General features: G+C 58.8%; 28 protein-coding genes. 8 read left to right on the top strand and 20 right to left on the bottom strand.

Features of this window, described 5'->3' with window-relative positions; translation table 11 throughout:
- Positions 1 to 108 precede the first annotated feature (108 nt).
- The 6 genes from CUN63_RS02075 to puuE form a co-directional block, all read right to left on the bottom strand.
- Positions 109 to 1,467, bottom strand: a complete 1,359-nt coding sequence (locus CUN63_RS02075) for a nucleobase:cation symporter-2 family protein (protein ID WP_129436958.1) — start codon at positions 1,465 to 1,467, stop codon at positions 109 to 111.
- A gap of 113 nt (positions 1,468 to 1,580) precedes the next feature.
- Positions 1,581 to 2,882, bottom strand: coding sequence for a urate hydroxylase PuuD (locus CUN63_RS02070; protein ID WP_129436957.1), 1,302 nt, complete (start codon positions 2,880 to 2,882; stop codon positions 1,581 to 1,583).
- 50 nt (positions 2,883 to 2,932) lie between these two features.
- Positions 2,933 to 3,436, bottom strand: a complete 504-nt coding sequence (locus CUN63_RS02065; protein WP_010456681.1) for an ureidoglycolate lyase — start codon at positions 3,434 to 3,436, stop codon at positions 2,933 to 2,935.
- A gap of 121 nt (positions 3,437 to 3,557) precedes the next feature.
- Complete coding sequence (gene alc, locus CUN63_RS02060) at positions 3,558 to 4,553, bottom strand: allantoicase (protein ID WP_046027113.1); 996 nt, start codon at positions 4,551 to 4,553, stop codon at positions 3,558 to 3,560.
- Between the two features lie 101 nt (positions 4,554 to 4,654).
- Positions 4,655 to 5,170, bottom strand: coding sequence for a 2-oxo-4-hydroxy-4-carboxy-5-ureidoimidazoline decarboxylase (uraD, locus tag CUN63_RS02055; RefSeq protein ID WP_129436956.1), 516 nt, complete (start codon positions 5,168 to 5,170; stop codon positions 4,655 to 4,657).
- Positions 5,167 to 6,093, bottom strand: coding sequence for an allantoinase PuuE (gene puuE / locus CUN63_RS02050; protein WP_129436955.1), 927 nt, complete (start codon positions 6,091 to 6,093; stop codon positions 5,167 to 5,169). Before puuE ends, uraD begins: the two co-directional genes overlap by 4 nt.
- A 433-nt stretch (positions 6,094 to 6,526) precedes the next feature.
- On the opposite strand from puuE, the gene uraH reads away from it, so the two are divergent.
- Complete coding sequence (gene uraH, locus CUN63_RS02045; RefSeq protein WP_010456673.1) at positions 6,527 to 6,880, top strand: hydroxyisourate hydrolase; 354 nt, start codon at positions 6,527 to 6,529, stop codon at positions 6,878 to 6,880.
- A gap of 179 nt (positions 6,881 to 7,059) precedes the next feature.
- On the opposite strand, the gene CUN63_RS02040 is transcribed toward uraH, so the two are convergent.
- From CUN63_RS02040 to CUN63_RS02025, 3 genes are all read right to left on the bottom strand, one after another.
- On the bottom strand, positions 7,060 to 7,686 hold the full coding sequence (locus tag CUN63_RS02040; protein ID WP_129436954.1) for a LysE family translocator: 627 nt from the start codon (positions 7,684 to 7,686) through the stop codon (positions 7,060 to 7,062).
- Between the two features lie 65 nt (positions 7,687 to 7,751).
- Positions 7,752 to 9,101, bottom strand: a complete 1,350-nt coding sequence (locus CUN63_RS02035; RefSeq protein WP_129436953.1) for an NCS2 family permease — start codon at positions 9,099 to 9,101, stop codon at positions 7,752 to 7,754.
- A gap of 316 nt (positions 9,102 to 9,417) precedes the next feature.
- The gene (locus tag CUN63_RS02025) at positions 9,418 to 9,864 is read right to left on the bottom strand and encodes a MarR family winged helix-turn-helix transcriptional regulator (protein ID WP_129436951.1); all 447 of its coding nucleotides are present in this window, start codon (positions 9,862 to 9,864) and stop codon (positions 9,418 to 9,420) included.
- A gap of 81 nt (positions 9,865 to 9,945) precedes the next feature.
- Here CUN63_RS02025 and CUN63_RS02020 point away from each other — a divergent pair, with 81 nt between their 5' ends.
- Positions 9,946 to 11,112 carry a PLP-dependent aminotransferase family protein gene (locus CUN63_RS02020; RefSeq protein ID WP_129436950.1) on the top strand — a complete coding sequence of 389 codons (1,167 nt, stop codon included), beginning with the start codon at positions 9,946 to 9,948 and terminating at the stop codon, positions 11,110 to 11,112.
- A 267-nt stretch (positions 11,113 to 11,379) separates the two neighbouring features.
- Here the strand turns inward: CUN63_RS02020 and CUN63_RS02015 are convergent, their stop codons facing one another.
- From CUN63_RS02015 to CUN63_RS01975, 8 genes are all read right to left on the bottom strand, one after another.
- Positions 11,380 to 11,751, bottom strand: a complete 372-nt coding sequence (locus tag CUN63_RS02015) for a glutathione S-transferase N-terminal domain-containing protein (protein ID WP_129436949.1) — start codon at positions 11,749 to 11,751, stop codon at positions 11,380 to 11,382.
- 101 nt (positions 11,752 to 11,852) lie between these two features.
- Positions 11,853 to 12,398: a GTP cyclohydrolase I FolE gene (gene folE, locus CUN63_RS02010; protein ID WP_010456659.1), complete on the bottom strand. Its 546-nt coding sequence runs from the start codon at positions 12,396 to 12,398 to the stop codon at positions 11,853 to 11,855.
- Positions 12,399 to 12,420: 22 nt separating this feature from the next.
- Positions 12,421 to 12,678 carry a hypothetical protein gene (locus tag CUN63_RS02005; RefSeq protein ID WP_371927112.1) on the bottom strand — a complete coding sequence of 86 codons (258 nt, stop codon included), beginning with the start codon at positions 12,676 to 12,678 and terminating at the stop codon, positions 12,421 to 12,423.
- A gap of 79 nt (positions 12,679 to 12,757) precedes the next feature.
- On the bottom strand, positions 12,758 to 13,432 hold the full coding sequence (locus CUN63_RS02000) for a polysaccharide lyase family 7 protein (protein WP_129436948.1): 675 nt from the start codon (positions 13,430 to 13,432) through the stop codon (positions 12,758 to 12,760).
- Positions 13,433 to 14,507: 1,075 nt separating this feature from the next.
- Positions 14,508 to 15,242 (bottom strand): helix-turn-helix transcriptional regulator, encoded by a 735-nt coding sequence (locus tag CUN63_RS01990; RefSeq protein ID WP_129436947.1) that lies wholly within the window; start codon positions 15,240 to 15,242, stop codon positions 14,508 to 14,510.
- 69 nt (positions 15,243 to 15,311) lie between these two features.
- A complete protein-coding gene (locus CUN63_RS01985) occupies positions 15,312 to 15,869 on the bottom strand; it encodes a Smr/MutS family protein (RefSeq protein ID WP_129436946.1) in 558 nt (185 codons plus the stop codon).
- Positions 15,870 to 15,944: 75 nt separating this feature from the next.
- A complete protein-coding gene (locus CUN63_RS01980; protein WP_129436945.1) occupies positions 15,945 to 16,265 on the bottom strand; it encodes a hypothetical protein in 321 nt (106 codons plus the stop codon).
- A gap of 131 nt (positions 16,266 to 16,396) precedes the next feature.
- Positions 16,397 to 16,987 carry a cysteine hydrolase family protein gene (locus tag CUN63_RS01975; protein ID WP_129436944.1) on the bottom strand — a complete coding sequence of 197 codons (591 nt, stop codon included), beginning with the start codon at positions 16,985 to 16,987 and terminating at the stop codon, positions 16,397 to 16,399.
- Positions 16,988 to 17,225: 238 nt separating this feature from the next.
- Here CUN63_RS01975 and prmB point away from each other — a divergent pair, with 238 nt between their 5' ends.
- A complete protein-coding gene (gene prmB, locus CUN63_RS01970; RefSeq protein WP_129436943.1) occupies positions 17,226 to 18,134 on the top strand; it encodes a 50S ribosomal protein L3 N(5)-glutamine methyltransferase in 909 nt (302 codons plus the stop codon).
- Positions 18,135 to 18,238: 104 nt separating this feature from the next.
- Here prmB and CUN63_RS01965 read toward each other — a convergent pair whose 3' ends face one another.
- A complete protein-coding gene (locus tag CUN63_RS01965) occupies positions 18,239 to 19,030 on the bottom strand; it encodes a hypothetical protein (RefSeq protein WP_129436942.1) in 792 nt (263 codons plus the stop codon).
- Between the two features lie 367 nt (positions 19,031 to 19,397).
- A complete protein-coding gene (locus CUN63_RS01960) occupies positions 19,398 to 20,396 on the bottom strand; it encodes an alpha/beta hydrolase (protein WP_129436941.1) in 999 nt (332 codons plus the stop codon).
- 83 nt (positions 20,397 to 20,479) lie between these two features.
- On the opposite strand from CUN63_RS01960, the gene aroC reads away from it, so the two are divergent.
- The 5 genes from aroC to mtnC are packed head-to-tail and all read left to right on the top strand — an operon-like array spanning position 20,480 to position 24,657.
- Positions 20,480 to 21,571 (top strand): chorismate synthase, encoded by a 1,092-nt coding sequence (aroC, locus tag CUN63_RS01955; protein WP_129436940.1) that lies wholly within the window; start codon positions 20,480 to 20,482, stop codon positions 21,569 to 21,571.
- A 34-nt stretch (positions 21,572 to 21,605) separates the two neighbouring features.
- Positions 21,606 to 22,751: an MFS transporter gene (locus tag CUN63_RS01950; protein WP_129436939.1), complete on the top strand. Its 1,146-nt coding sequence runs from the start codon at positions 21,606 to 21,608 to the stop codon at positions 22,749 to 22,751.
- On the top strand, positions 22,748 to 23,389 hold the full coding sequence (locus tag CUN63_RS01945; protein ID WP_129436938.1) for a methylthioribulose 1-phosphate dehydratase: 642 nt from the start codon (positions 22,748 to 22,750) through the stop codon (positions 23,387 to 23,389). Before CUN63_RS01950 ends, CUN63_RS01945 begins: the two co-directional genes overlap by 4 nt.
- Positions 23,390 to 23,423: 34 nt before the next feature.
- Entirely contained in the window at positions 23,424 to 23,969 is a 546-nt protein-coding gene (locus CUN63_RS01940; RefSeq protein ID WP_129436937.1) for an acireductone dioxygenase, read from the top strand.
- A gap of 4 nt (positions 23,970 to 23,973) precedes the next feature.
- Positions 23,974 to 24,657, top strand: a complete 684-nt coding sequence (gene mtnC / locus CUN63_RS01935; protein WP_129436936.1) for an acireductone synthase — start codon at positions 23,974 to 23,976, stop codon at positions 24,655 to 24,657.
- A 189-nt stretch (positions 24,658 to 24,846) separates the two neighbouring features.
- On the opposite strand, the gene CUN63_RS01930 is transcribed toward mtnC, so the two are convergent.
- A complete protein-coding gene (locus tag CUN63_RS01930) occupies positions 24,847 to 25,125 on the bottom strand; it encodes a DUF3509 domain-containing protein (RefSeq protein WP_008146103.1) in 279 nt (92 codons plus the stop codon).
- Positions 25,126 to 25,203: the final 78 nt, after the last annotated feature.

Here is a 25,203-nt window from a genome sequence, read left to right as displayed (position 1 = left end):
TGGGAGCGGGCTTGCTCGCGAAAGCGGTATGTCAGTCAACAATGATGTTGAGGCTGATGGCCCCTTCGCGAGCAAGCCCGCTCCCACAGGTTCTGTGGCGCTGATGTGTTAGTGCGGGTGGGCGTGGCAGTCGTTGATGGCCGCGCGTTCGGTGCCGCCGAGGATGTTGAACAGCAGGTTCAGCGACAGCGCGCTGAGCGTGGCCATGGCGATTCCGCTGTGGGTGATCGGACTCATCCACATCGGAAGGTGGGCGAAGAATTCCGGACGGACCACCGGGATCAGCCCCATGCCGATGCTCACCGCCACCAGCAACTGGTTGCGACGGTCACCGATGTCGGCTTCCTGAAGAATCTTGATGCCGGTGGCGGCGACCATGCCGAACATCGCAATCGCCGCGCCGCCCAGTACGGCGGGTGGAATCGAGGCCACCAGAAACGCCGCTTTCGGCAACAAACTCAACACCACCAGCAAACCACCGGCGACGATGGTCACCGAGCGGCAACGCACGCCGGTCATCTGCACGAGGCCGATGTTCTGCGCGAAAGAGGAGTGGGTGAAGGTGTTGAAGAAACCGGCGAAGAACGAGGCGCCGGCATCACACAACAAACCGCGACGGAGCATGCGTGGGCAGACTTCCTGGTCGGTGATTTTGCCCAGCGCGAGGAACATCCCGGTGGACTCGACGAAGATGATCACCACCACCAGGCACATGGACAGAATAGGTGCGAGTTCAAATTTCGGCATGCCGAAATGCAGCGGGGTGACGATCTGCAGCCACGGCGCTTGGGCCATGCCGCTGAGGTCGACCATGCCAATCACGCCGCAAACGATGTAGCCGAGGCACATGCCGATCAGCACCGAAATATTGACCCAGAAACCGCGCATGAAGCGGTGCACCAACAGAATGGTGGCCAGCACCAGCGCGGCGATGGCCAGGTAAATCGGTGAGCCGAATTGAGCGGCACCTGCACCGCCGCCGGCCCAGTTCACGGCCACGGGGAACAGCGACAAACCGATCGAGGTGATGACCGTGCCGGTCACCAGAGGCGGGAAGAAGCGTACGACTTTGGACATGAACGGCGCGATGATCATGCCGAAGAACCCGGCGGCGATGGTCGCGCCGAAGATCCCTTGCAGACCGATGCCCGGCATGCCGGCCATGGCGACCATGCTGCCGACAGCGGCGAAACTGGCGCCCATCATCACCGGCATACGGATGCCCATGGGGCCGATGCCCAGCGATTGCACGATGGTAGCGATCCCGGCCACCAGCAGGTCGGCGTTGATCAGGAAGGCAATTTCTTCACGACTCAGGCCAGCGGCCTGTCCGATGATCAGCGGCACCGCGATGGCTCCGCCGTACATCAGCAGAACATGTTGCAGACCAACCAGGATCAGTTGCAAAAGGGGTAAACGCTGAATGGCGGGTGCGTCGGGGATGCGCGCTTCGGATAGCTCGGACATGCAACACCTCGGATCTTTTTTATTCTTGTGATTTTGTGCATCAGGCAAACCTGTGGGAGCGGGCTTGATGGTGTCCTTGTGGGAGCGGGCTTGCCCGCGATGCTTTTTGCTACTTAATTGGTTGGAGCTCCCTGAACAATCCACGCACCGATCAGGTCACGTTCCTGCTGGGTCATCTGGGTGATGTTGCCCAGTGGCATGATCTGGCTGGTGACGGCTTGAGCCTGGATGCGTGCAGCGTTCTGACGGATCTGCTCGGGGGTATCGAGCATCACGCCAGCCGGTGCAGCACTGAACAGCGGGCTGGTCGGTTTGGCCGAATGGCAAACCGCGCAACGCTCCTGGATCACACTGTGCACTTTGTCGAAACCGGGGCCGGCGTTGGACGCCTGAGCCGGTGCAGCGGCAGGTGCAGCAGGTTTCGCCGCTTCAGGTTTGGCACCACCACCGAGGGCAGTTTCCGGCAACGGCTGGTACTCGATGGTGCCAGGCGCCTTGGCTACTTCAGGCGCGCTGGGCATCTGCGCCGGGCCAGTCACGTACGCCAGGCAGATCATGCCCACGGCCGCAACGGGCAGGGTCCAGGCAAATTTGTGGCTGTCATGACGGGTGTTGAAGTAGTGACGCACCAACACCGCGAGCACCGCGATCCCGGCCAGGATCAGCCAGTTGTATTGGCTGCCGTAGGTGCTCGGGAAGTGGTTGCTGATCATGATGAACAGCACCGGCAAGGTGAAGTAGTTGTTGTGACGCGAACGCAGCAGACCTTTGGCCGGCAGCGCCGGATCCGGCGTGCGGTTCTCGGCAATTGCGGCAACCAGTGCGCGTTGGGCCGGCATGATGATGCGGAACACGTTGCCGACCATGATGGTGCCGATGATCGCGCCGACGTGCAGGTACGCACCACGACCGCTGAACACTTTGCTGAAGCCGTAAGCAGCGCCAATGATCAGCACGAACAGGATGAAGCCGAGCAGGGCAGGGCGTTTGCCCAGGGCCGAGTCGCAGAGGAAGGAGTAGACGAACCAGCCGACGAACAACGAGGCAATGCCCAGCGCGACCCCTTCAGGGCCGGTCAGGCTGCTGCCTGGTGCCAGCAGGTACAGCGTCGGGTTGGAGTAGAACACCACGCACAACAGCGCGATCCCTGACATCCAGGTGAAGTAGGCTTCCCATTTGAACCAGTGCAGGTTGTCCGGCATGGTCGGTGGAGCCAGTTTGTATTTTTCCAGGTGATAGATACCGCCGCCGTGGATCGCCCACAAATCGCCGGCCAGACCACTTTTCGGGTTGACCCGATTGAGGTTGTTTTCCAGCCAGACGAAATAGAACGACGCACCGATCCAGGCCACGCCAGTAATCATGTGAACCCAGCGCACGCTCAGGTTCAGCCATTCCAACAGATGTGCTTCCACAGTCTTTACCTCTCGCCTGTCACTCTGTTGTCGAGTGATCAGACCTTCTCTTATTGGTGGGGGGCAAGGATCAAACGCTCATCCTCTTTGAAAAAATGCTCATCGCAGTTATTGCCTGTGCCACTGCGATCAACCACCAGGAAGTCATCCCGCTTTTCGATCGTCAGCACCGGATGGTGCCAAACGCCGCGATGGTAATTAATGCCCTGCCTGCCGTTGGTGACGAAGGCGCGGACCAAGCCTGATACAGGTTCATCGCCAAGTGGCGCGACCACGATCAGAAAAGGGTTGCCGAGCAGCGGAATGAAAGCCTGGCTGCCCAGCGGGTGACGCTCCAGCATGCTGACGGTCAGCGGCATGTCCTGCGCGTCGGCGCGGAAGATGCTGATGATCGCGTTGTCCTCTGGCGTGGCGGTTTGCACCGTCGCCAGTTTGTGAAAGCGCATGGTCGAACCGTTGTTGATCATGAAGTGATCGCTGCCGTCGGTTTCGATCACGTCACCGAAAGGGGCGAAGGCTTCTTTGGTCAGCGGTTCAATCGTCAATGTGCGCATGCTGGTCTTCTTTTCCAAAATTCTGTGTTGTTTGTTCTGACGCCTTCGCGAGCAAGCCCGCTCCCACAGGGGAATGCATTTCAAATGTGGGAGCGAGCTTGCTCGCGATTGGGTTCAGCGCTTATTTAGCGACCTTGCCCAATACCCGCAGGCGGCTCACACCACCGTCCGGGAACACGTTCAGGCGGATGTGGGTGATCGGGCCCAGCGCCTTGATCTGCTCGGCGAAGGTGTGTTCGGCGTGCATTTCGAGTTTCTGCGCCGGCAGCAATTCGCGCCAGAACAGCGATTGGGTTTCGATCTGGCTGTCGGTGCCGCCCTTCACGAACGCGCCCTGGATCGAGCACGTGTCCGGGTAATTGCCCTTGAAATGCAGGGTGTCGACGATGACTTTTTCGATCTCTCCGGCATGACCCAGCGCGACGATGACCCAGTCATTGCCCGGTGTACGGCGACGTGCGGTCTCCCAACCGTCGCCCATGTTGATGCCACGGCCCGGGTTGAGGATGTTGCTCATGCGACCGAAGTGTTCGTCGGAGCAGGCGAGGGCGCGGCCACCGTTCAGGGCGGCGGCCAGATCGATTTGTTCGTTGTCACCAACGGCCGACCAGTCGCGGTGCGGCACGCCGTACACACGCAGACGCGCTACGCCGCCATCCGGGTAGATGTTGAAGCGCAGGTGGCTGAACGCCTGGTCGTTGTTGATTTCATGGAAGTGATGGCTGTTGCCTTGCAGCTCGACAGCCGACAGCACTTCAACCCACTGGGTGTTTTCAGTCGGTTCGCCTTCAGCCAGGAAACAGGCTTCCAGGGAGGCCGACGGCGGGAAGTTGCCGGTGAAGAATGAGGTGTCGATGTCCACGCCTTTGATCGAACCCGGTACGCCCAGGCGGATCACCGCGCTGTCATAGCCTTCGAAGCGCTTGCGGCGCGATTCCCAGCCGTCCATCCACTTGCCGTTGTCATCGAACACGCCTTCTTTCCACACAGCCGGGGTCGGCTGGAACAGGCGGTTGGCATCAGCGAACCAGTCATCGGTGACCGAGATGATTTTGGTGCCCAGGCGGGCGTCGGCCAGGTTGACGAACTTCTCGAAAGGTACGGCGTAAGCTTTCATTCTTCTTGTCTGCCTTTAATAAGTTGGCTTGGGATGCTCGCAGGAGCCCTGGGTGCTTTTTGCGTTTAAGAACACTCGGGGCTTTTCACAAGGGCTGCTCGCTAAAGGGTCAGTAATCGGAACAGGGCGATCTTGTTGATCTCCGCCAGCGCGCATTTGAACTCGGTGTCTTCCGGGTTGTGAATGCGCGTTTCGAACGCCGCGAGGATCTGATGCCGGTTGCTGCCTTTTACCGCCATGATGAAGGGAAACTTGAACTTGGCTTTGTAGGCGTCGTTCAGCTCGGTGAAGCGCTGGAACTCATCGCTCGAGCATTGGTGAATACCGGCGCCAGCCTGTTCATTGGTGCTGGCTTCGGTCAGTTGGCCCTGGACGGCGGCTTTTCCGGCCAGGTCCGGGTGAGCGTTGATCAGGGCCAGTTGGCTTTCGTGATCGGCGCTTAACAGGATGTCGCTCATGCGTTGGTGTAGGGTTTCGATCTCGTCGATCGATGCGTCCTGGCCCAGGTCGAAGGCCTTTTCGGCCACCCATGGCGAATGTTCGTAGATGTCGGCGAAAGCGGCGACAAACGCGTCGCGGCTCAGGGTCGACGGCTTCAGGGTTTGGAAGTGGCTCATTTTGCGGCCCCTTGGTACGGGTGGTTTTCGTGCCAGTGGCGAGCGATGTCGACGCGACGGCTGAACCACACCTGTTCATGACTTTTAGCGTACTCGATAAAGCGTTTGAGCGAGGCCAGACGCGCCGGACGGCCAATCAGACGGCAGTGCAGGCCGATCGACAACATCTTCGGTGCTTCGGCGCCTTCAGCGTAAAGCACGTCGAACGCGTCTTTGAGGTATTCAAAGAAATCGTCGCCCTTGTTGAAACCCTGGACCTGGGTGAAGCGCATGTCGTTGGTGTCCAGCGTGTACGGAATCACCAGGTGCGGCTTGCCGGTCGGGTTGTTCGGTTCCCAGTAGGGCAGGTCGTCGTCGTAGGTGTCGCAGTCGTAGAGGAAACCGCCTTCTTCCATCACCAGTCGACGAGTGTTCGGACCGGTGCGGCCGGTGTACCAGCCTAGTGGGCGCTCGCCGGTGATTTCGGTGAGGACGCGGATCGCTTCGAGCATGTGCTCGCGTTCCTGCGCTTCGTCCATGTACTGATAGTCGATCCAGCGATAGCCGTGGCTGCAGATCTCGTGGCCTGCATCGACCATCGTGCGGATCACGTCCGGGTGGCGCTGGGCGGCCATGGCCACGGCGAAGATGGTCAGCGGAATGTCGAATTCCTTGAACAGTTTCAGAATCCGCCAGACGCCGGCGCGGCTGCCATACTCGTAAAGGGATTCCATGCTCATGTTGCGCGCGCCTTGCAGCGGCTGCGCCGAGACCATTTCCGAAAGGAAGGCTTCGGATTCTTTATCGCCGTGCAGGATATTGCGCTCGCCGCCTTCTTCGTAATTGAGCACGAAGGACAAGGCGATGCGGGCATTGCCCGGCCAGTGTGGGTGAGGAGGGTTACTGCCGTAACCGATCAGGTCGCGTGGGTAGTCAGCGCTCACTGCAGTCTTCCTTCTTATTCGTTCGACTTGTTCAAGGTCAGGGTTGTGTGGCGGCCTGGCGGTTTGATGACAGGCTGGCGTCACAGCGATGGGCTGATTGTATACAACTTTATATCCACTTTGTAAGCCTGTTTTTTTGCATTTTTCACTGACTGTCATCTTCACATGTTATTGCAAGAAACCTGCCTGATTGGTCAGTAAAAAGATGGAAGGTTCTTTTGCCCTATGGCTCGGCGGCAGATTTGGCGTGAATCCATGAATGACGGGTCTAGTGGTAAATATGTTGTTTTTATTGTGTACAATTTTTTTGAAAAGTGTCTTAATCAGTCGCTCGCCGCAGCGTTTCGTGCTCCGAATCGGTGCGGTCTCCTTTTCAACTGACTTCGGGAGGCGCGAGGTCTGACTGCTCCACGCAGGCAGGCGCGCAGAATCAATGGGACGTTTGACTACTCACGTTTTAGACGCTGCACATGGTTGCCCGGGCAGCTCGATCAAGGTCGAGTTGTACCGCGTTGAAGGCTCGCAGCTGGAATTGGTCGCCAGCGCGATCACCAACAGCGACGGCCGGGTCGATGCACCGCTGCTGCAAGGCGATGACTACCGTTCCGGGGTCTATCAGGTTCAATTTCATGCGGGTGATTACTACCGCGCCCGTGGCGTTCAGCTGCCAGAACCTGCGTTCCTGGATGTGGTGGTGCTGCGTTTCGGCATCTCTGCGGAACAGGATCACTACCATGTGCCGTTACTGATTTCGCCGTACAGCTATTCGACCTACAGAGGAAGCTAGGACTTTCCCCCCAAAAATCCTGCGCATATAGCTTCTTTGGTCTTTCGCCCGCTCACACTGCGGGCTTTTTTTTGCCTGTAGAAAAGTCAAAAGATCGCAGCCTTCGGCAGCTCCTACATGGAAACGCATTCCTCCCCTGTAGGAGCTGTCGAGTGCAACGAGGCTGCGATCTTTTGCCCTTAGCGGCTCAACAATGAGGCCGCGCCGGCACCACTGAACAACCCCGCACTCACCCGGTTAAACCAGCTCTGCCCCTTACCGCTACGCAGATACCGTGCAGCACCATTGGCACCCAGCCCATAAGCCAGCTTGCACAGCAAATCCAGCACAGTCCAGGTCGCAATCATCACCAGCAACTGCGGCAGGAACGGCTGCTCGGCACTGAGGAACTGCGGGAGGAAAGCGGCGAAGAATAGAATGTCTTTGGGGTTGCTGGCGCCCAGCATGAACGCGCGCCCGAACAGTGCGCGAAAGCGTGGCACTGGCGCAGCCTGGGGCACTTCAGCGCCGTGGGAGGGCTGACGCGATTGCTGCCAGCTCTGCCAGGCCAAGTAGAACAGGTACAGCGCCCCGACGATCTTCAGGGCGCTGAACAACTGTTCCGATGCCAGCAGCAAGGCGCCCAAACCCAGCGCCGACGCACTGAGCAAGCAGATCGACGCAATCACGCCCCCCAGAAACGCCGGGTAAGAACGACGCAAACCGTAATTCAGACTGTTGCTGATCATCAGCAAAGACAGTGGCCCCGGGATCAGGATTACCACCAGCGCAGCGCCGCTGAACAGCAGCCATGTTTCCAGACTCATCACTTTCCTCCATTTGCACAAAAGCCTCACCCGACGGGGTGAGGCTGTTTTGAAGCGTGTACGGCTTACAAGAAAATGAACTTGGCGATGAAGATCGCGCAAAGCACCCACAGACTGACGGAAATTTCCTTGTGCTTACCGGTGAAAGCCTTCAGCACCACATACGTGATAAAGCCCAGAGCAATGCCATCAGCGACCGAGAAGGTCAGGGGCATCATGATCGCGGTGACGATCGCCGGAATGCTGTCGGTCGCTTCGTCCCATTCGATGTGCGCCATACCGCCCATCATCAGCATCGCCACATAAATCAGCGCACCGGCGGTTGCGTAAGCGGGGATCATGCCAGCCAGCGGTGCGAAGAACATTGCGGCAATAAATAGCACACCTACGGTCACGGCGGTAAGACCAGTCCGACCACCAGCGGCTACACCCGCGGCACTTTCCACGTAGCTGGTGACCGGAGGAACGCCGACCATTGCGCCGAAAACACTGGAAGCACTGTCGGCTTTCATGGCACGGGAAAGGTTTTCGATCCGGCCGTCAGCGTTCACCAGACCGGCGCGCTGGGCGACGCCCATCAAGGTGCCGGCGGTGTCGAACATGTGCACGAAGAGGAAGGCCAGCACCACGCTGATCATGCTGACGTTGAACACGCCGGCAATGTTCATGGCCATCCAGGTCGGCGCCAGGCTCGGCGGGGCGGACATGATGCCTTCATAGTGAACGAGGCCCAGGCCCCAACCCGCCAGGGTGACGGTGATGATGCTGATGAGAATCGCGCCGAACACTTTGTGGTAGCTGAGTACAGCGATCATCAGGAAGCAGATGGCGGCCAGCAGTGGGCCAGGTTCGCGCAGGGAGCCGAGCTTGATCAGGGTGGCCGGGCTGTCGACCACGATGCCCGCGGTTTTCAAGCCGATCAGCCCCAGAAACAGACCCACACCGGCACCCATGGCAAAGCGCAAACTCACCGGAATGCTATTGAGCAGCCATTCGCGGATCCGGGAAAAAGTTAGAAACATGAACAACACACCGGAAACAAACACCGCGCCAAGGGCGGTTTCCCAGTTGTAACCCATGGTGCCGACCACGGTGTAAGTGAAGAAGGCGTTGAGGCCCATGCCCGGCGCCAGGCCGACTGGCCAGTTGGCGTACAGGCCCATCAACAGGCAACCCAGCGCGGCGGCGATGCAGGTGGCGACGAACGCGGCACCGTGATCGATCCCGGCGTCGGCCATGATGTTGGGGTTGACGAAGATGATGTAGGCCATGGTGATGAAGGTTGTCAGACCGGCAATCAACTCGGTCTTCACCGTGGTGCCATGCAAGCTGAGTTTGAAGATGCGCTCCAGCCAGCCATTGCGTAACGGCGGCGAGAGTTCCAGCGTCGGGGCTTCGGATTTGCGGCTTTCCACAGCGAGTACTCCTCAAGAGTTTTATTGTTATTTCCAGGGCCGGACCCATGAGGGTGGCAGCGACCCTTTGAGGTACTTGCGAATTTGTTGACCGCTTGGTCAGGAACTCGCACGAAGTTGATTATGCTTTTGTATACAAATAAAGCAAATAATGTTTTTGATTTTGTAGACGAAAAGTTTGGCAATAGGGATATATCGCCTGTTAAGACGTCATCGCGAGCAAGCTCGCTCCCACAGTTGACCGCATTCCCCTGTGGGAGCGAGCTTGCTCGCGATGGCGTCAGATCAGTTGATGCAAATCCTGCAGACAGTCTGCTCAGTCCGCGAGCGCTTGGGTTTGCCCCAACGCCATGTTCACCGCCATCCACCCATTCACCGCCGTCTCTCCCGCCTCGGCAAACACCCGCTCCAGCAATTTCACCTGTTCACGGCGCAACGACTGCTCGAAACGCGCGCCATCGTCGGTCAGCTCCAGCAACCGCTTACGCTTATCGGTCTCGGACGCGACACTGTTCACTAGATGCATTTCCACCAATTGACGTAGCGGAATGTTCAGCGCCTGCTTCGTCACCCCGAGCAATGCCAGCAGTTCCTTGACGCTCAAGTTCGGGTAGCGGGCGATGAAAAACACAATGCGTTGATGCACCCGGCTCAAGCCACGACGCTCGAGCATTTCGTCGGCTTTCGCGGTGAACGCCTGGTAACCGAAGAAAAACGCTTCCATCGCCTGTTGCTGAGTAGCGGGATTTTTAAGGTCAAGCATATTGACGTATCCGTTCGGTCTGTCGTAATTTCGGTCAACCAGTTTGACTCATTCTCCTCAGGCCTTGCTACCGGTGACCCCATGGCATTTTCCGAACGTGTCTCGCGCCTTAAAAGTTCTTTGATCCGTGAAATCCTCGCCTCCGCCCAGCGCCCGGAAGTGATGTCGTTCGCCGGTGGCTTGCCGGCCGAAGCCATGCTGCCGAAAGTCGAGTGGGCCGACATGCCGCTGTCCATGGGCCAGTACGGCATGAGCGAAGGTGAGCCGGCGCTGCGTGAAGCGCTGGCAGCAGAGGCGCGGGCGCTGGGCGTACCCTGCGAGGCGAGTCAGGTGTTGGTGGTCAGCGGCTCCCAGCAAACCCTCGATCTGGCGGCCAAGCTGTACATCGACAAAGGCACTGAGATTTTGCTCGAAGCGCCGACTTATCTGGCGGCGTTGCAGATTTTTCAGCTGTTCGGCGCCGACTGCATCACTGTCCCGCTGGAGGCTGATGGCCCGAACCTGGCGCAACTTCGAACTCGACTGGAGAAACACAAACCCGCCTTCATCTACCTGATCCCGACTTTTCAGAATCCTTCGGCCGTGCGCTACAGCGACGCCAAGCGTGATGCTGTGGCAGCCTTGCTGGATGAGTTCGGCGTGACCTTGATCGAAGACGAGCCTTACCGTGAGCTGACGTTTGATGGTGGCAGCGCCACACCGATTGTCAGCCGCTTGAAAAAGACCAGTTGGATCTACACCGGCACCGTATCGAAAACACTCTTGCCCGGATTGCGAGTCGGCTATCTGATCGCCAGCCCGGATCTCTTCCCGCACTTGCTGAAACTCAAGCAATCGGCCGATCTGCACACCAATCGCGTCGGCCAGTGGCAAGCGCTGCAGTGGATTGGCACAGAGAAATTTCAGCATCACTTGAGCGAGCTGCGGGATTTCTACCGGGTTCGTCGGGACGCGTTCCAGTCAGCCCTGGAAACGCATTTTGCTGATTTGGCGGACTGGAACGTGCCGCAGGGCGGGCTGTTTTTCTGGCTGACACTCAAGCAGCCGCTGGATACGCGTACGTTGCTCAAGGCTGCACTGGCAGCGGATGTGGCGTTCATGCCGGGCGAGCCGTTCTTCCCTGAACCGGACAGCAATCAGGGGCATTTGCGCCTGAACTTCAGCCACATCGACCCGGCACGGCTGGACGAAGGGCTCAAGCGGCTGGCAGCGGTGGTGCGTCAGGCCCAGGCAGCAAAAGCAGCCTGAAGGTAGAAACAAATAAACCGGCCATTGGGTAATGCCGGTCAGTTAAGGGTGGGAACACCGCAACCTCTGTGGGAGCGAGCTTGCTCGCGATAGCGGCAGGTCAGTCAGCATTGATGTTGAATGTTGCGCCGCCATCGCGAGCAAGCTCGCTCCCACAGGGGATCAGTGTTGATCACAGATCTCCGTCACCCCACAAACCACTGTGGGAGCGACGGTGCGGCGATCCGACTTGCTCGCGATGAGGCCATCAGCCCCAGCACAAAACCATCAGGCAGCAGCGAAACGCTTGTCCAGATAATCGATGATCACCTTGGACTCATACATCCAGGTCGTCTGGCCATTCTCTTCGATGCGCAGGCACGGAACCTTGATCTTGCCGCCCTGTTCCAGCAGGGCCTGGCGATCCTGTTCGTTGTTCTTCGCGTCGCGCAAGGCCACCGGCACGTTCAGGCGGCGCAGGGTGCGGCGGGTTTTCACGCAGAACGGGCAGGCGTGGAACTGATACAGGGTCAGGTCCTTGGCGGCCGTCTCGACCTGAGCCTGAGCGGCGGCAGGGCGCTGCTTTTTGCCTGGGCGGGTAATGAAGTCGATGAAGATGATCAGTTGGCCAAGGCCGACACGAAGCGCTTTAACGAACACGGTATAAGCCTCACAGGGGCAAACAGAAGGCGCGCAGCTTACCTGATTTTTCACAGACGAAAAAAAACCGGCGATGAATGCCGGTTTTCTTCTGCCGCGAATTACTTGATCAGGCTGAGAAACTCGCTGCGGGTGGCCGCGTTTTCGCGGAACTCACCCAGCATCACCGAAGTGATCATCGACGAATTCTGTTTCTCTACACCGCGCATCATCATGCACATGTGCTTGGCCTCGATCACCACTGCAACGCCCAGGGCGCCAGTGACTTGCTGGACCGCATCGGCGATCTGGCGGCTGAGATTTTCCTGGATCTGCAGGCGGCGGGCGTACATATCGACGATCCGCGCGACTTTCGACAGGCCCAATACCTTGCCGCTCGGGATGTAGGCGACGTGAGCCTTGCCGATAAACGGCAGCAGGTGGTGTTCGCACAACGAGTAGAGCTCGATGTCCTTCACCAGCACCATTTCGCTGTTGTCAGAGCTGAACAAGGCACCGTTGGTGACCTCTTCCAGTGTCTGTTCATAACCGCGGCAGAGGTACTGCATGGCTTTGGCGGCACGTTTTGGGGTGTCGAGCAGGCCCTCGCGGGAGACGTCCTCGCCCAATTGGCCGAGAATCGCGGTGTAGTTCTGTTCCAGTGTCACAGAGGCTGATTCCATACGGGTTTCAGAGGGGTACTGTTTCTGTCTGTACCAATTGTGTACCAATCAAGCTCTTTTCAATCTTTCCGAGCTCACCCCAGTCGGTGCTGGCGTTGATCCATCGGGTGTAGGTCGATAGCAATATCTGAACGCTATGACCGAGCTGAGTGGCAATAAACGCAGGGTTCATCCCCGACATGGGGCACATGGTAGCGTATGTGTGCCGGCAGTTGTATTGCCGGCGGGCGCGAAGCCCCAAATCGGTCACTTCGGGTTTGCGCATCCCGCTACACCCTGTCGCCAAGGTGCAGCAGTGATGCTTCCCTGAAGCCTGTATTGCTCATCAGGCCGAGCAGGTCGTATCAGGCATGAGTGATCGACAGATCGCTGATGATGCAGACAGAACCGTCTAGCGGGTCGGTGGTGTCGGAGTAATCGATCTGGTTGTACACGCCGCCGTGAAAGGCGAGAGTTTTCGTGTCCCACGTGTTGTCGAGGCGCATGATCTCGGAAGTGGATTTGACGCCGTTACAACTAGCCGATACAGAGACGGCGCCGCTCGAGTTGGCGTGAATGTTGATTTTGAAAAGTGCACCGAGCGGCACGTTCTCCAAAATCGTCGAGTTGACCGGATCGTCCTGTAGGTAACTGGTTCGGAACCCCATGGTGATTTTTCCTTTGTTCCAGAACACCTTTACCGGAGGTCGCTCTGAATCCTTCACATGGATCTGGCCGATCACGACTTTCTGTAGCGAATTGACCTTCGTCAGCCGCATTTCTTGTCGGCTCCAGTGGTCCGCTGCGCTGGAGAACAGCCAGTAACCTGGCTCCTTCCACTCGCAGCGGGTTCGTAGCGTGCTCTTGCTCGAGGCTCCAAGTGTCGGCGCCGTCATCTGCAGCGAACCATCGTCAAGCATTGAGATGACGTCGGGGCATTCGATCAGTGCACGCCAGCCGATGAGCTCAAGCGCAATCGGGTTGGTGTCGGAGATTGGAAGCGGGGTAGCGATGGTGAAGTTGCTGATGTCTACAGTCATGGTTTTTGCCTCAGTCCATTGATGTCGCTTTTTGCTCTGGTGAGCCTTGCGTTTGATGCAGGCCTACATCCCACTGCCCACTCAGTGAATGGGCAGAAGTGATGCCTGGCAGCTTCCGATCGATTTCCCGTTGGCTTGAATGCAAATATGGGTGTTCCCATATTTTGTGTCAATGGGCATTCCCATATTTTATTCCGTGCCTATATTTCAGGTACAAAAAAAGCCCGCGCTTGGCGCAATGCTGTTCACTTAAGGTTGGGGTACATATCCGTTTCTGCGGTCACGGCGGCCTAGGGTTCCGCCCTTACGGCGGGTCACTTGGAAATACGGAATGCCGCCCAACCCCAAGTAACCAAGGGCTCTTGCCCCTTTCGTTCGGTGCCTCGCTTAGGCTCGGCATGCCCGCGCTCCGGTCCTGCTCCGTGGGCCCGCCGCCATCGTCCATCCATGGCCGGGGGCGGCTAATCCGGCATCCATGCCGGGTTGCCCACTGCGCAGAACCTCCACTCGGCCTCTCGAGGGGGCGTGCACCGCAAACGCCAAAGCGAGGCGGCCTACCGGCCGGCCTGACTTCAAGTGAACGCATTTCCCTGTAGGAGCTGTCGAGCGAAGCGAGGCTGCGATCTTTTGATCTTGCTGTTGCTGTTGCTGTTGCTGTTGCTGTTGCTGTTGCTGTTGCTGTTGCCGTTGCTGTTGCTTTGCTTTGGCTTCAGATCTGCCGCCCCTTTTCCAGAGGCCGAACGCAGGCGTTGCGCAGGGGGCACCTCGGCATGGATGCCGAGGTAGCCGCCCCCGGCCATGGATGGCCGATGGCGGTGGGCCCCCGGAGCAATGCCGGAGTGAGGGCATGCCGAGCCTGAGCGAGGCACCGAATGGCGGGGCAAGAGCCCTTGGTTACTTGGGGTTGGGCGGCATTCCGTATTTCCAAGTGACTCGCTGTAAAAGCGAAACCGCCAGCAGCCGCTACCGCAGAAATGGATATGTACCCCATCCCATCCCAAACTTTTCTTAAGTGAACAGCATTACGCGCTTGGCGGGCTTCTCTTGGATGGGCGTCGAATCACCGCAACTCAGTTCACCGCGAATACATCGCCCACCAAAAGACATGACCCAGGATCGCAAGCTGCTGCTCCTGGATCTCGGCGAAGGTGTAGTCCTCGTCCGGGTGCTCGTCACGGTTGAAACTGCGTAGGCGGATCCCACTGGGCAGTCGGTAGACCTGTTTCACGCGGAGCTGGCCGTTGTGGTTGATCGCGTACATGTCGCCGTCGACGATGTCGCCCAACGAGTTCTTTCCGACGTTCATGCCAACGGTAGCGCCGTCGCGCAGTACCGGGAGCATGCTGTTTCCGCTCACCACCACGCACCTGGCGTTGCTGAATTGCACGTTGTTGTGACGCAGGTCTTTCTTGAAGAAGCGCAGCCTGGCGCTGTCGCTTTCTGAGATCACGAAACGGCCTGAGCCGGCTGCCAGTTCAACTTCACGCAGGAAGGGGACATAAACCTCATCGTCATCCAGGGGCGTGCTGTCGTCCCAAGGCTGGATGTCTGACATTGAAACGCTTGGAGGGATGCGATTCAACGGAACAGCATCGGACACCCCTTTAAGCATGTCACCGGCACCTTCAGCCAGCCACATCGGTGAAACGCCACACGCTGAAGCGATCTGGGCAGCAAAGGCTGTTGCCTTCGATTTCCCGCGCTCAAGGTCGGAGATAGAGGTTTGCGTCAGGCCTGCGCGCTCGGCAAGCTCGGTCTGATTGAGCTTGGCGTGTTGGCGGGCTGCTTTGAGTCGTTCTTTAAATTCCATTTGCGGAGTATTACGGGAGCTCCCATATCATTGCAAATCGTTATCCCGATAATTTGCTAGGTGACGGCTTTATTCGTCGCGACCTTCCATCATGGTCCGTTTGAGCATCACATAAACCGCTCCGGCGCCGCCGTGTTTCGCTTGGCACGAAGTGAAGCCGAGCACTTGTGACTGTTGGCGCAGCCAGGTGTTGACGTGGCTTTTGATCATCGGCCGCTTGCCGTCCAGACGCACGGCCTTGCCGTGGGTGACGCGCACGCAGCGGATTTCGAATTTGGTCGCTTCGGCCAGAAACGCCCAGAGGGTTTCCCGGGCCTTTTCCACGTTCATGCCATGAAGGTCGAGGCTGCCTTCGAACGGGATCTGTCCGATCTTGAGCTTGCGCATCTGGCTTTCCTGAACGCCGTCACGCGCCCACATCAGCTCGTCTTCCGGGCCAACATCAATAACGAACTGATCGGACAGCCCGTCAACGGTGGTGGCATCGGTGCGTACGGTGGCGGCTTGTCGCAACTTGGCGATTTGTGCGCGGTCAGCTTTGGGTTTGCCGGTTTCGGCGCGATCGTGTTTGATCGGCTTGACGCCTTGGATCGCGCTTTTGAACAGGGAAAAATCGTCGTCTTGCATGTCAGCCTCCGCGAAGGGCGGCCAGTTTACCCAACTCGAGACGAATGGGGCGCGAGAAAACGCGCAACGCTCGGCTCAGTCATGCTTTTTCATCAAATGCGGGGAGATGTTCAGCTCTTGCGACTGCCGCGAGCGGCGACGGCAGCGACGCCACAGCCACACGCCGAGGTACAGCACGAACAGGCCAATCGCCAGAATCACTGCGGAACCGACCCGGTTGGTATTCAACTCGCCCAGGGCGGGTGCGTGGCCAAGCAGGCTGGCGGCACCGGCCATCACCAGCAACACACCGCACATCGACAGCAAGGCAGCAAATGCCGCGCCGATTCGAAAACGCCAGTTGCGTTGGCCTTTGGGCCGCAAGCGGCGAGCGTCAAAACCATCGGATAACTTCATTCCGACCTTCCTCAATGGGTATCGGCCCTTCGACCGGGAGTTGACCGGGATGTTCCTGAGGCTAAGACAATTACAGCAAATGATAGGCTTTTGCGGATGAGCGGCGGCATGGACCGCTCATCGAGCGTTGATCAAATCAGAGCCTGGGTCAGGGCGAGGGTGGCGAAGTTGTCCGCCATGATCGCCATTTCGGTCTGCTGTACGTGGTCTGCGCTCAATACGCCACCCTTGTAAGGCAGGTCGCGAGTCGCGCAGGCGTCTTCCACCAGCGTGCAACGAAAGCCCAGGTTCTTCGCGGCACGCACCGTGGTGCTGACGCTGGAGTGGCTCATGAAACCGCACACGATCAGGTCCAGCGACCCGAGATTCTGCAGGCGTTCCAGCAGTTCGGTGCCGTGGAACGCACTTGGCAGCAATTTACCGATGATGGTTTCGTCGCCCTGTGGTTCCAGGCCCGGGATGAACTCACCGCGCTCACCTTGTGGATCGAACAGCCCACCGACGGTGCCGAGGTGGCGGACATGGACGATCGGCCGGCCGGCTGCACGGGCAGCGGCCACCAGTTGCTTGATGTTCGCGACGGCTGCATCCATGCCGCTCAAGGCCAACGGGCCGCTGAGGTATTCTTTCTGGGCATCGATGATGACAAGGGTCGCATGGCTCAGAACGGCAGCTGCATAACCGCGGCCGCTGAGTTGAAACATCGTTTTTGGAACGGACATTCTGGGGCTCCTTTGAGTGGGGCTTTTGCGACATTGTCCTCTGGCTGAGCGCTTCTGTGAATCGCTACCATCGTAGGTACCGTCATTGCTGGCTCGCAGCCTTGTCAATAGGCTCGTTTTGTTCAATAGCCAGTCGAAAAAATAGAATAGTCCTACATTTGCCCCGGTAGTTTTCCCGCGTCGTCGAGACGCGTTTTGGCTGTTAGAATCGCCAGTCGTTTTTTTTGGAGTTTGCCCCGTGATCACTTCCCGACTTCGTACCCTGCGTGACCATATCCGTTGGGCCGTCAGCCGCTTCCATGGGGAGGATCTGTTTTTCGGCCATGGGACCGACAACGCCTGGGACGAAGCGCGTCAGTTGGTGTTGGGTGCCTTGCACTTGCCGTGGGAAATCGCCGACAGCTATCTCGACTGCAATCTGGAAGAAGACGAGCTGGTCAAGCTGCAACGCATGCTCAAGCGCCGTATCGAAGAACGCATTCCTACCGCCTACCTGTTGGGTGAAGCGTGGTTTTGCGGCATGTCGTTCATTGTCGATGAGCGCGTATTGATCCCGCGTTCGCCGATTGGCGAGCTGATCGAAAAACGTTTCGAGCCGTGGCTGGGCGCCGAGCCTGCGCGAATTCTCGACCTGTGCACCGGTTCCGGCTGTATCGGTATCGCCTGTGCCTACGAGTTCCAGAACGCCGAAGTGGTACTGGCCGATCTGTCGTTCGAAGCGCTGGAAGTGGCCAACCAGAACATCGAGCGTCATGGCGTCGATGAGCGGGTATACACGGTTCAGGGCGACGGATTTGATGGTTTGCCGGGTCAGCGTTTCGACCTGATCGTGTCGAACCCGCCTTACGTCGATGCGGAAGATTTCGCCGACATGCCGGACGAATACCAGCACGAACCGGAGTTGGGCCTGGCCTGCGGTGATGATGGTTTGAACCTGGTGCGTCGAATGCTCGCCGAAGCGGCGGATCACCTGACCGAGAAGGGCTTGCTGATTGTCGAAGTGGGCAACAGCCAGGTTCACGTCGACGCGCTGTACCCGGAAGTCGACTTCGCCTGGCTTGATTTCGAGCGCGGTGGGCATGGCGTGTTCATGCTGACGGCGGAACAGTGCCGTGATCATCAGGCGCTGTTTGCTTCCCGCGTCTGACCCTTACAAGCAAAAGATCGCAGCCTGCGGCAGCTCCTACAGGGTTATGTGTACACCTGTGTAGGAGCTGCCGCAGGCTGCGATCTTTTTGGGTTCGACACCGATTACCGGTGCGTGGCAATCCAGATCAGCAACCCCGCCTGAAACACCGCAAACGCCACCAGACAGGTAATGGTAAAGCGCAGCCCGGCGTCTTCGCGCTTGTACTTGCTGACTTTTTCTTCGTGTTTCTTGAGTTTGACTTCCTGCTCGGCCAGATTTTGCTCTGCTTGCTGGAGCATCTGCGCCGCCTCAAGAATTTCCACGACCTGCAATTTTTCCGTGCTCCAGTCACCCAACAGGTCGCCGACCTGCACTTCTTTGACGCTGCCCTTCAAATGCTGGGCGTCGGCGTAGATCACATCGAAACCGTGCATCCGCAAAAAGTGATCGCGGCGCAGGCGAGTGTCTTCGTTCAGCGCATCCTTGTTGTTCAGGTCTGTGCCGTCGACGGTGTAGCCGGGCCATCTTTTTTTCGCCCAGATAATGCCATGAGCGGCCATGAAGCGACCGATACCACGGTTCATCGGTTCGATCTGCAAACCGCTGTCAGGCCCGAAATGCACGCGCCTGGTGGCGTGATCGACCCACACGTCCAGATGATTCTGTTCCTTGCGCACACGCTGGCCGGGCAGCGAAATGCTCATGCGCATCAGACTGTGTTCCTTGTTGTTGCGCTCGGCGTAACCGAATTCAACAAAGCGCAGCGGCCGTCCACCGGTGTTGCGGTCGGTTTGCAATGGCGACAGACGGAGCATCTTGTGGTGCTCGGCGTGGACGTCCGCCCACGGCAGCTCGACCACTGGTGGTGCGTCTTTTTCAGCAGTGGTGTCGGGTGAAGTCTGGGTATCAGTCATAACGGCGAGATCCTGTCCAAGCTCTGCTTGCCGCCAGTCATAGCGCTGGCGACAAAGGCTTATCGGCCGTTTTTTTCAAGACTGGAGGGCCAGGGGGCGTTCTCAACTGGTTTTCACGCCGCGCCGGGTCTGCTGTTGTGCAGGGCAAGGCGCGAGAAGCGTGGTTTGGTCATTCCAAATAAGCTTTGAGCAACGCAGCCCTGCACAACAGCAGGCCCGGCCCTTCGGGTTGTGCCTTAAAGCGGGCCAGCCTGCGTCGCAGGCCTTGGAAAGGGAACAACCATTACCAGCGGCCTGCGCCTTGCCTGGCCCGCTTTAAGGCGACAACGCGGCGTGAAAACCAGTTGAGAACGCCCCCTAGCACCGCTTAGCTGGTGCGAAGTCCGTCAATAAACCCGAGGATTCGCGTGCCGAGTTCGGCCGCCAGTGGCAATTGCGGATCTTTGTAAGAGGCCAATTGCCGTTTTACATCGTTGGGCACGATGCGCATCACGTGGTTCATGCCTTCGATCAGCGCCATCTCGGCGTCCGGTTTGGCGGCCTTCAACAGCTTGGCGTCACCGACACCGACCTGGATGTCGTTGCTGCCCTGGATGATCAGCGCCGGCATCTTCAATTTGGCGAACGCCGCCGCCGGGTCCTGGCGGAACAATGAAATCAGATACGGCTGCACGCTCGGGCGGAAAATCACCTGCAACTGCGGCGGCACGTTGTCGTCGGTGTGGCCGGCCTTGAGGCTATCGAGCAGTTCATTGCTGCGCAGCATCAGCGGCGGCGGCAGGCGATTGCTCAATTGTTGGCGCAGTACCTGATCGATCGGCCGGGCGCTGCCGGACATTGAGATGACCGCGGCGGCATCCAGGCTTGGCGCCGCGAGGCTGGCGATCAAGGCGCCTTCGCTGTGGCCCAGCAGGATCAGTTGGCCAAAGCGCGGGTCGGTTTTGAGCTTGCGGCCCCAGGCCTCGGCGTCCGCTACGTAGGCTTCAACCGAAAGATTGCGTTCATCCGGGGTCGCCGCAAGACTCGCCGCCACGCCGCGTTTGTCATAACGCACGCTGGCGATGTTGTGTTTGGCCAGTACCCAAGCGAGACGCTTGAGGCTGTCGTTGCGTCCGCCGTCGGGGTTGTTTCCGTCACGATCTGTAGGACCGGAGCCGGAAATGATCAGGACAACCGGTACCGGCGTGTCGGACTTGGGCAGCAATAACGAGCCGAAAAGCTCACCAGTGCCGGTGTCCAAAGTAATCGGGCGTTGCAGGACAGTGGCCTGAACAAAGCCGGTAAACAGGGTAAGGCTCAAGGCTATAACTCGCAGCATCATCACGCCATCATGAACAAGATGCCGGTTGGACTCGCAGGCACCCATAAGGTTCGAGGATGAACTAGTTGGGTAGGCTGCGTATACTGGCGCGCATTACGTATTTGGTTCGAATTCACGGAGCGTCCTGCATGTCCGGCAATACCTACGGCAAGCTGTTCACTGTCACCACCGCGGGCGAAAGCCATGGTCCGGCGTTGGTCGCCATTGTCGACGGCTGCCCGCCGGGCCTGGAGATCTCTCTGGAGGATCTGCAGCGTGACCTGGATCGCCGCAAACCCGGCACCAGCCGCCACACCACCCAGCGCCAGGAAGCCGACGAAGTCGAAATCCTCTCCGGCGTGTTCGAAGGGCGCACCACCGGTTGCCCCATCGGCCTGTTGATCCGCAACACCGACCAGAAGTCCAAGGATTACTCGGCGATCAAGGACCTGTTCCGCCCGGCCCACGCCGACTACACCTATCACCACAAATACGGCGAGCGCGATTACCGTGGCGGCGGTCGCAGTTCGGCCCGCGAAACGGCCATGCGCGTGGCCGCCGGTGCGATTGCGAAAAAATACCTGGCCACTCAGGGCATCGTCATTCGCGGCTACATGAGCCAGCTCGGCCCGATCGAAATCCCGTTCAAGACCTGGGATTCGGTGGAAGAGAACGCTTTCTTCAGCCCTGATCCGGACAAGGTCCCGGAGCTGGAAGCCTACATGGACCAGTTGCGTCGCGACCAGGATTCGGTTGGCGCGAAGATCACCGTAGTCGCTGAAGGCGTAATGCCGGGCCTTGGCGAGCCGATCTTCGACCGCCTTGACGCCGAACTGGCCCATGCGCTGATGAGCATCAACGCGGTCAAAGGCGTGGAAATCGGCGCCGGTTTCGCCAGCGTTGCCCAGCGCGGCACCGAACACCGCGATGAAATGACCCCGCAAGGTTTTCTCAGCAACAACGCGGGCGGCATTTTGGGTGGCATTTCGTCGGGTCAGCCGATCGTCGCGCACCTGGCGCTCAAGCCAACCTCGAGCATCACCACGCCGGGCCGTTCCATCGACATCCATGGCAACCCGGTGGAAGTTGTCACCAAGGGTCGCCACGATCCGTGCGTCGGCATCCGCGCCACACCGATCGCCGAAGCGATGATGGCCATCGTGCTGATGGATCACCTGTTGCGTCATCGCGGGCAGAACGCCGACGTGCGCGTGAGCACGCCGGTGCTGGGTCAGCTTTAATGACTGACCTCACAGCCGCTGCGGTCTGACGACGGTGGCGGCGCTCCCGTACTGGCGGCTCTCCAGTTTCTATCTGTTCTATTTCGCCTTGCTCGGTTCGACAGCGCCGTTTCTGGCGCTGTACTTCGATCACCTGGGCTTTTCCAGCGCGCGCATCGGCGAGCTGGTGGCGATCCCGATGCTGATGCGCTGCGTGGCGCCGAACATCTGGGGCTGGCTCGGTGATTACACCGGCCGACGCCTGGCCATCGTGCGCTTCGGTGCGGTCTGCACGCTGCTGACGTTTTCGCTGATCTTTGTCAGCAAGACCTACGCCTGGCTGGCGATGGTCATGGCGTTACACGCGTTCTTCTGGCACGCGGTGTTGCCGCAGTTCGAAGTCATCACGTTGGCGCACTTGCAGGGCCAGACTAACCGTTACAGTCAGATCCGCCTGTGGGGTTCCATCGGTTTCATCATCACTGTGGTCGCGCTTGGCCGGTTGTTCGAATGGTTGAGCCTGGATATCTATCCGGTGGCGCTGGTGCTGATAATGGCCGGGATCGTGGTCAGCAGTTTGTGGGTGCCGAACGCCCAACCGGCTCAGGGCAATCGAATTGCGGGAGATGGGTTTCTCAAGCAATTGCGCAATCCCGGGGTGCTGGCGTTTTACGCTTGCGTGGCGCTGATGCAGATGAGCCACGGTCCTTATTACACCTTTTTGACCTTGCACCTGGAGCGACTCGGGTACAGCCGTGGGCTGATCGGCGTGCTCTGGGCCGTCGGTGTGGTCGCCGAAGTCTTGATGTTTCTGGCCATGAGCAAAATCCTCGCGCGTTTCTCCGTGCGTCGGGTGTTGCTGGCGAGTTTTCTGCTGGCGGCGTTGCGTTGGTTGTTGCTCGGCTCGTTCGCTGAGTTCCTTTGGGTGCTGTTGTTTGCCCAGGTACTGCACGCGGCGACATTCGGCAGCTTTCACGCGGCTGCCATCCAGTTCGTGCAACGTAGCTTCGGCGCGCGCCAGCAAGGGCAGGGTCAGGCGTTGTACGCCGCACTGGCCGGCACCGGCGGCGCACTGGGCGCGTTGTATTCCGGCTATAGCTGGAATGCCCTCGGCGCCACATTGACCTTTAGTATTGCCAGTCTCGCAGCCCTGGCGGCTGCCGTTATCATTGCCACACGTATGCAAGAGGACAGGCCATGAGCCTCACCCGTGAGCAACTCGTCCAGGAAATCATCGATGCCGGGCGTTTTCTGTATGGCCGCGGCTGGTCGCCTGCCACCAGCAGCAATTACTCGACGCGCCTGTCGCCGACTGAAGCGCTGCTGACGGTGTCCGGCAAGCACAAAGGCCAACTCTGCCTCGACGATGTGCTGGCCACCGACCTGTCGGGCAATAGCCTGGAACCGGGCAAAAAGCCGTCCGCCGAAACCTTGCTGCACACCCAGCTCTACAACTGGCGCCCGGAGATCGGCGCGGTGCTGCACACGCACTCGGTGAACGCCACGGTGCTGTCGCGCCTGACGCCGCAAGACTTCATCGAGTTCGAAGACTACGAACTGCAAAAGGCCTTCAGCGGTGTGTCGACCCACGAATCCCGGGTACGTGTGCCGATTTTCGACAACGACCAGGACATTGCGCGCCTCGCCGCCAAGGTGCAGCCTTGGCTCCTGGCCCATCCCGATTGCGTCGGCTACCTGATCCGCGGCCACGGTCTCTACACCTGGGGCGCGCGCATGAGCGATGCACTGCGGCAGATTGAGGCCTTTGAATTTTTGTTCGAGTGCGAGTTGAAGATGCGCTCACTCTTGAACCATAAAAAGCTGAACCGTCAAGCATGAACCGCCAAGCATGAACCGTTAAGGAGTTGCCCTGATGAGCAGCCTGTCCGTTTACCACGTCTCAAGCCCTGATTTGCCTAACAAGGTGCTGACGCATTTCGAAGACATCGCCTCGACCCTGGCCGAGCAGGGCGTGCGTTTCGACCGCTGGCAAGCCGCGGCGAAAATCCAGCCCGGCGCCGGTCAGGAAGAAGTGATCGCCGCGTATCAGGAGCAAATCGACAAGCTGATGACCGAACGCGGTTACATCACCGTCGACGTCATCAGCCTGAACAGCGATCACCCGCAAAAAGCCGAATTGCGCGCCAAGTTTCTCGATGAACATCGCCATGGCGAAGACGAAGTACGATTTTTCGTCGCCGGCCGTGGCTTGTTCACCCTGCACATCGACGATTACGTCTACGCGGTGCTTTGTGAGAAAAACGACCTGATCTCAGTACCGGCCGGCACGCCGCACTGGTTCGATATGGGCGAACATCCGCACTTTATTGCGATCCGACTGTTCAACAACCCTGAAGGCTGGGTAGCCAGCTTCACCGGCGATGACATCGCCAGCCGCTTCCCGCGTCTTGAGGACTGAGGCGATGCCGATCAAAGCAATTCTCACCGACATCGAAGGCACTACGAGCGCGGTGAGTTTTGTGTTCGACGTGCTGTTTCCCTACGCCGCCAAACACCTGCCGGATTTCGTTCGCCAGCACGCCGAGCGTGCGGATGTTGCCGAGCAACTGACCGCCGTGCGCCGGGACAACAATGAACCAGGCGCCGACGTCGAGCGGGTCATCGAGATCCTCTTGAGCTGGATAGCCGAACACCGCAAAGCCACGCCGCTGAAAGCGTTGCAAGGCATGGTCTGGGAACAGGGTTATCAGGCCGGAGAGTTGAAAGGCCACGTTTACCCGGACGCCGTTGAAGCGCTCAAACGCTGGCATCAGGACGGCTTCAAACTGTTTGTTTATTCGTCCGGTTCGATCCAGGCCCAAAAGCTGATCTTTGGCTGCTCGGAAGCGGGGGATCTGTCACCACTGTTCAGCGGCTATTTCGACACCACCTCGGGGCCCAAGCGTGAAGCGCAGTCCTACGAGCGCATTACCCAGGCCATTGGCCTGGACGCTTCGCAGATCCTGTTTCTGTCCGACATCGTCGAGGAACTGGACGCGGCGCGTACGGCGGGAATGGCTACGTGCGGGCTGGCACGTGAAGGCGGAGAGCTGGCGGGGCATGTGACCGTCGACAGGTTTGAGCGGATCGATCCTTCCACGTTTTAAGGCATATAACACATAACCTGTGGGAGCGAGCTTGCTCGCGAAAGCGGTTTAACATTCAACATTGATGTTGCCTGAAATGCCGCTTTCGCGAGCAAGCCCGCTCCCACAGGGGATTGCGGGATTCCAGAAACAACTCAGGCCGTGAAGCGAAAGCTCTCACGGCCTGTTTGTTTACAGCATCGGAACGGTTTAAACCGAGTGATACGTCGGCAGGGCAAACCGCTGCTGGCTTTGCAGCATGGAAATCTGCGGCAGTTCGCTGGCCTGTTCGGCGATGTCACGGCGAATGGCACTGATCACCCAGGAAAGCTGATCACCCGCATGCAATTGCTGGTAGGAAATCGAGCGTTTGAAGACTTTGCCGTCGGTGCTGCTCAAGGTCAGCAGAATGCCGCCGTCCGGACGTGGCTGGGTGGTCACTTCGAAGTTGGAGAACAGGGACGAAAATTTTTCTTGGATCAGGTTCATGTCTATCAGCTCCGTTAGCTCTTGAATGGCAAGCATGCAGAGGTAGTTGCAGTGATTGTGCCAGCACCTTATTTTTAA

This window comes from Pseudomonas sp. ACM7 (assembly GCF_004136015.1).
Lineage (GTDB): Bacteria > Pseudomonadota > Gammaproteobacteria > Pseudomonadales > Pseudomonadaceae > Aquipseudomonas > Aquipseudomonas frigoris.
The sequence above is the reverse complement of the archived record's forward strand: the minus strand, read 5'-3'. Positions and strand labels throughout refer to the sequence as shown.

Excerpts from the sequence above, each read along its gene's own strand:
- CUN63_RS02075 (WP_129436958.1), bottom strand. The coding sequence starts at position 1,467 with ATGTCCGAGCTATCCGAAGCGCGCATCCCCGACGCACCCGCCATTCAG.
- CUN63_RS02065 (WP_010456681.1), bottom strand. The coding sequence starts at position 3,436 with ATGCGCACATTGACGATTGAACCGCTGACCAAAGAAGCCTTCGCCCCT.
- alc (WP_046027113.1), bottom strand. The coding sequence starts at position 4,553 with ATGAAAGCTTACGCCGTACCTTTCGAGAAGTTCGTCAACCTGGCCGAC.
- uraD (WP_129436956.1), bottom strand. The coding sequence starts at position 5,170 with ATGAGCCACTTCCAAACCCTGAAGCCGTCGACCCTGAGCCGCGACGCG.
- uraH (WP_010456673.1), top strand. The coding sequence starts at position 6,527 with ATGGGACGTTTGACTACTCACGTTTTAGACGCTGCACATGGTTGCCCG.
- CUN63_RS02040 (WP_129436954.1), bottom strand. The coding sequence starts at position 7,686 with ATGAGTCTGGAAACATGGCTGCTGTTCAGCGGCGCTGCGCTGGTGGTA.
- CUN63_RS02025 (WP_129436951.1), bottom strand. The coding sequence starts at position 9,864 with ATGCTTGACCTTAAAAATCCCGCTACTCAGCAACAGGCGATGGAAGCG.
- CUN63_RS02020 (WP_129436950.1), top strand. The coding sequence starts at position 9,946 with ATGGCATTTTCCGAACGTGTCTCGCGCCTTAAAAGTTCTTTGATCCGT.
- CUN63_RS02005 (WP_371927112.1), bottom strand. The coding sequence starts at position 12,678 with ATGCGCAAACCCGAAGTGACCGATTTGGGGCTTCGCGCCCGCCGGCAA.
- CUN63_RS02000 (WP_129436948.1), bottom strand. The coding sequence starts at position 13,432 with ATGACTGTAGACATCAGCAACTTCACCATCGCTACCCCGCTTCCAATC.
- CUN63_RS01990 (WP_129436947.1), bottom strand. The coding sequence starts at position 15,242 with ATGGAATTTAAAGAACGACTCAAAGCAGCCCGCCAACACGCCAAGCTC.
- CUN63_RS01985 (WP_129436946.1), bottom strand. The coding sequence starts at position 15,869 with ATGCAAGACGACGATTTTTCCCTGTTCAAAAGCGCGATCCAAGGCGTC.
- CUN63_RS01980 (WP_129436945.1), bottom strand. The coding sequence starts at position 16,265 with ATGAAGTTATCCGATGGTTTTGACGCTCGCCGCTTGCGGCCCAAAGGC.
- CUN63_RS01975 (WP_129436944.1), bottom strand. The coding sequence starts at position 16,987 with ATGTCCGTTCCAAAAACGATGTTTCAACTCAGCGGCCGCGGTTATGCA.
- CUN63_RS01965 (WP_129436942.1), bottom strand. The coding sequence starts at position 19,030 with ATGACTGATACCCAGACTTCACCCGACACCACTGCTGAAAAAGACGCA.
- CUN63_RS01960 (WP_129436941.1), bottom strand. The coding sequence starts at position 20,396 with ATGGGTGCCTGCGAGTCCAACCGGCATCTTGTTCATGATGGCGTGATG.
- aroC (WP_129436940.1), top strand. The coding sequence starts at position 20,480 with ATGTCCGGCAATACCTACGGCAAGCTGTTCACTGTCACCACCGCGGGC.
- CUN63_RS01945 (WP_129436938.1), top strand. The coding sequence starts at position 22,748 with ATGAGCCTCACCCGTGAGCAACTCGTCCAGGAAATCATCGATGCCGGG.
- CUN63_RS01940 (WP_129436937.1), top strand. The coding sequence starts at position 23,424 with ATGAGCAGCCTGTCCGTTTACCACGTCTCAAGCCCTGATTTGCCTAAC.
- mtnC (WP_129436936.1), top strand. The coding sequence starts at position 23,974 with ATGCCGATCAAAGCAATTCTCACCGACATCGAAGGCACTACGAGCGCG.
- CUN63_RS01930 (WP_008146103.1), bottom strand. The coding sequence starts at position 25,125 with ATGAACCTGATCCAAGAAAAATTTTCGTCCCTGTTCTCCAACTTCGAA.